The sequence below is a fragment of the Prosthecobacter sp. genome, from assembly GCF_049294395.1.
In the GTDB taxonomy this organism is placed as follows: Bacteria; Verrucomicrobiota; Verrucomicrobiia; order Verrucomicrobiales; family Verrucomicrobiaceae; genus Prosthecobacter.
The window spans coordinates 1-4,185 of the sequence record NZ_JBAQCR010000403.1 but is presented as its reverse complement, the minus strand read 5'-3'; the positions used below and the strand labels follow the sequence as shown (position 1 = coordinate 4,185).

At 61.2% G+C, this 4,185-nt stretch carries 4 protein-coding genes; all 4 read left to right on the top strand.

What is annotated here, in order from left to right:
• Window positions 1-53 precede the first annotated feature (53 nt).
• Window positions 54-656: a chemotaxis protein CheB gene (locus WAW39_RS27855; RefSeq protein ID WP_422322609.1), complete on the top strand. Its 603-nt coding sequence runs from the start codon at window positions 54-56 to the stop codon at window positions 654-656.
• 249 nt (window positions 657-905) lie between these two features.
• The gene (locus WAW39_RS27850) at window positions 906-2,087 is read left to right on the top strand and encodes a sensor histidine kinase (RefSeq protein ID WP_422322607.1); all 1,182 of its coding nucleotides are present in this window, start codon (window positions 906-908) and stop codon (window positions 2,085-2,087) included.
• Window positions 2,084-2,530: a response regulator gene (locus WAW39_RS27845; protein ID WP_422322605.1), complete on the top strand. Its 447-nt coding sequence runs from the start codon at window positions 2,084-2,086 to the stop codon at window positions 2,528-2,530. Before WAW39_RS27850 ends, WAW39_RS27845 begins: the two co-directional genes overlap by 4 nt.
• A 448-nt stretch (window positions 2,531-2,978) precedes the next feature.
• A partial coding sequence (locus tag WAW39_RS27840) for a sensor histidine kinase (RefSeq protein WP_422322603.1) occupies window positions 2,979-4,185 on the top strand: 1,207 nt, incomplete at its 3' end.

The following is a 4,185-nucleotide window of genomic DNA, read 5'->3' as shown; positions in this document are numbered from 1 at the left end:
ACTCAAGGCCGAGTCCCTCTGCAGCGGCAGATGAATCCCCTCCCCCGAGACTCATGACCGCGCCTCCCTGCATCCCAGCCCAGAGCGTCATAGCCATGGCCGCCTCCGCCGGTGGCCTGCATGCCCTCTCAGTCATTCTCGGCGGACTCCCGGCAGACTTCCCCGCCGCCATCGCCATCGTCATGCACCTTTCTCCCGTGCACAAAAGCCTGCTGGCCGAGATCTTGGGCAGCCGCTCCAAGTTGGAAGTACGGCAGGCCCAGACCGGCAACATCCTCTGTCATTCCAGCGTCTTTGTCGCACCGCCCAATCATCACATGTCCGTCGTCAAAGGCGGCCGCATTGCACTGTCCTCAGACGAGGCGGAAAAAATCCATTTTGCCCGCCCCTCCGCCGAGCCCCTCTTCGCCTCCGTCGCCGAAGTTTATCAATCCCATGCCATCGCCGTGGTCCTCACCGGTGGCGATGGCGACGGCTCATTCGGCGTGCAGATCATCAAGGACCGTGGCGGCAAAGTCATCGCCCAGGACCGCCCCACCTCGCAGGATTTCAGCATGCCTCAGAGCTCCATCGCCACCGGCGATGTCGACTTCATCCTCCCCCTGACGGAGATCGCCCCCATGCTCATCGAGTTGATCGCACCCGGCAAAGCCTGAAGCCCTGCGCCGTCACGCAGCCCCCAGCATCAACGCCCCCGCGAACGCGAAGCGTCTTGGACTGCGTGCGGCAAGCCTGGGCGCGACGCCGCTTTCGCAGGCACCAAGGCAGGGTAGCGCCTGAAACCGTGCGCTACCTCACGAAAACGGATCCTGGTCGGGCTTAAAGCCATCTTCCCTTCCTTCCCCATGCAAATGGGCACTACACCCCATGGTTCCTCCCCCCGGAGCAGACACCTTGCTCCCACCATGATTTCACCGACCGCAGCTTCCTCACGGCCTTCCGAGCATGAATCCGCATTGCGTGCCTCGGAGATCAGCTACCGCCGCTTGTTTGAAGCCGCGCGCGATGGCATCCTGATCCTGGAGGTGGATACAGGACGCATCACCGATGTGAACCCCTTTCTGACCGAGCTTCTCGGCTTCACACACGCTGAGATGGGCGGAAAAACCGTCGGCGAACTCAGCCCCTTCAAGGACATCGAGTCCAATCAGGCCATGCTCGAGCGGCTGCAGGAGTACGGTTACGCGCGCTATGACAACCTGCCGCTCGAAACGCGGGATGGCCGCCACATCGCCGTCGAATTCGTCAGCAATGTCTATCAGGCTGGAGACCACAAAGTCATCCAGTGCAACATCCGCGACATCACCGAGCGCAAAAAAGCGGAAGACGAAATCCTCCGTCTCAATGCAGAGCTGGAGATGCGTGTCACCCAGCGCACCGCCCAGCTCCAGATCGTGAACCGCGAACTCGAAGCCTTCAGCTACTCCGTCTCCCATGACCTCCGCGCGCCGCTGCGGCACATCATGGGCTTTGTGGACCTGCTGCAGCAGGACGCCGGCCCCACCCTTTCCGAGAGCAGTCTCCGCCACCTCAGTACTGTCACGCAGGCAGCCAAGCGCATGGGCGCTTTGATCGATGACCTCCTCGCCTTCTCACGCATCGGACAGGCGGGCATGCAAAAACAGGAATGCAGCCTCGATGACCTCGTGCGCGAGACCTTGGGCGATTTTCACAAAGAAACCCTCAGGCGTAAAATCGACTGGCTCATCCATCCTCTGCCCGTCGTCTGGGGAAACCCCGCCCTCCTGCGTCAGGTCATGGTCAATCTCATTTCCAATGCCGTGAAGTTCACCAGCGAATGCGCTGAGACCCGCATCGAGATCGGCGGTTCCAGCGGCGGCAAAGATGAAACCGTGATCTTCATCCGCGACAACGGCGCAGGCTTTGATCCGCGTTACGCCGCCAAGCTTTTCGGCGTGTTTCAGCGCCTCCACAGCCAGGACAAATTTGAGGGCACCGGCATCGGCCTGGCCAACGTCCAGCGCATCATCCTCCGCCATGGCGGCCGCGTCTGGGCGGATGGCGCGGTGGATGGTGGCGCCACCTTTTATTTCTCCCTTCCCACCCAAACTCGCTCAAAAGAATGACCGCACCTGGAACACTCAAGAGCATTCTCCTGGTGGAGGACGATCCCCAGGATGTGCAGCTCATGCTCGCCGCTCTGGAGCAGCACCATCTCGCCGACCGCGTTTTCGTGGTGCAAGATGGTGCCGAAGCTTTGGATTATTTGTACTACCGCAGCGCGTTTGCGCACCGCCCCCGCGGCAATCCCGTCCTCGTGCTGCTGGATCTCAAGATGCCCAAGGTCGACGGACTCGAAGTCCTCAAGACCATCAAATCCGACGCGCTGCTGAAAGCCATCCCCGTCGTCGTCCTCTCCTCCTCCCGCGAAACCACCGACCTCACCGAATGCTACCGCCTCGGCGTGAACGGCTACGTCGTCAAAGCCGTGGATTACCAGGGCTTCATGACCTCCGTCCGCCAGATCGGCGCCTTCTGGGGAAAGCTCAATGAACCGCCGCCAAACTAATGTGCATATCCTTATTAAATGTGCATCTTAGTTCCACAGCTGCTTTCAAAGCAGGAGCATTTAAAGCCTCATTTATGTGCTTCGCATTCTGATTGCCCCGAACTTATCAAACACTCAGGCAACCTTCCTAATGTACCCACCCAACCCCCACCCTTGAGGATTTCCAACCCATTGTAACCAGTAACATCGCCCAGGCGCAAAACAGATGACGCTCAGGCAGGGCACAGCACGCAGACGCGGCGCTCCACAGCACGGACTTGCTGGCCGCACCTTGAGACGGCGCAGGACCTGGTGCCCGGTCTGCCAGTGCCGGACTTTTTTGCCTCCCTCCGAAGGCCCCCCTCATGTACATTGAACGACACCACCTTGTAAACATCCCGCTCGCCGGGGGCTGCCACCTTCATGCTCAGCCCGGCAGCGCGCTCACTTGTCACGAAAAGAGGTCCAAATGAGCCCCCCTCTACGCATCCTGCACCTGGAAGACAATCCGGACGATGCCGCGCTCATTCTCTACCATCTCAAAAGCGGCGGCATCTCCTGCTCCGTCACCTGCGTGCACAACCGCGCTGAATTCGCGGCGGCTCTGGACGGCGGCGGCTTTGATCTGATCCTCTCAGACTACACCCTGCCTGACTTTGACGGCCTCTCCGCCACCGCCCTCGTGCGCGCCAGATGTCCCGATCTGCCCGTCATTCTCGTGTCTGGGACGATGGGGGAGGACTTCGCCATCGATTCACTCCGGAGCGGCGCCACTGATTATGTCCTGAAAATGCGGCTCTCGCGGCTCGTTCCCGCCGTGCGCCGTGCCATGCAGGAAGTCGCGGAGCGTGCCGAACGCCGGCGGCTGGAGGCCCAGTTCATCGAGGCTCAAAAAATGGAGGTCATCGGCCAGCTCGCCGCCGGTGTCGCTCATGACTTCAACAACATCCTCGGCGTCATCATGGGCTACAGCGACATCATGCTCATGAAGCTCGCCGCCACCGATCCCCTGCGCACTCCGGTCACAGAAATTAGGCGCGCCTCAGAGCGGGCTGCCGGGCTCACTCTCCAGCTCCTCGTCTTTGGCCGCAAACAAACCGTGCAGCCCGTCATCACCGATCTCAATGTCATCCTGCGCGATCTGGAGCAGATGCTGCAGCGCCTTATCGATGAAAACATCATCCTGACCCTCGTTCCCGGCACCCAGCCCGGGCACATCAGGGCAGACCCCGGCTACATCGGGCAGGTGCTCAAGAACCTCGCCGTCAATGCCCGCGACGCCATGCCGGACGGCGGCAGGCTCACCATCGCCACCAGCAGGGTCACGCTGGATGAAAACTTCACCCGCGAAAATCCCGGCGCCACACCCGGAGACTACATGAGGCTCAGTGTCAGTGATACCGGCAGCGGCATGCCCCCTGAAGTCAAGGAACGCATCTTCGAGGCCTTTTTCACCACCAAGCCCGCAGGCAAAGGCACCGGCCTCGGGCTCGCCACGTGTCAGACCATCGTCCAGCAGTCCGGCGGCTTCATCACGGTTCACAGTGAGCTTGGCAAAGGCACCCTTTTCCAGATTCACTTTCCCTGCGTCCAGCAGCCGCCGGCTCTCACCGCCGCAGCAGCCGCTCAATCCTCATCGTCCGCCGGCGGCCCGCTGCCACGCGGCACCGAAACCC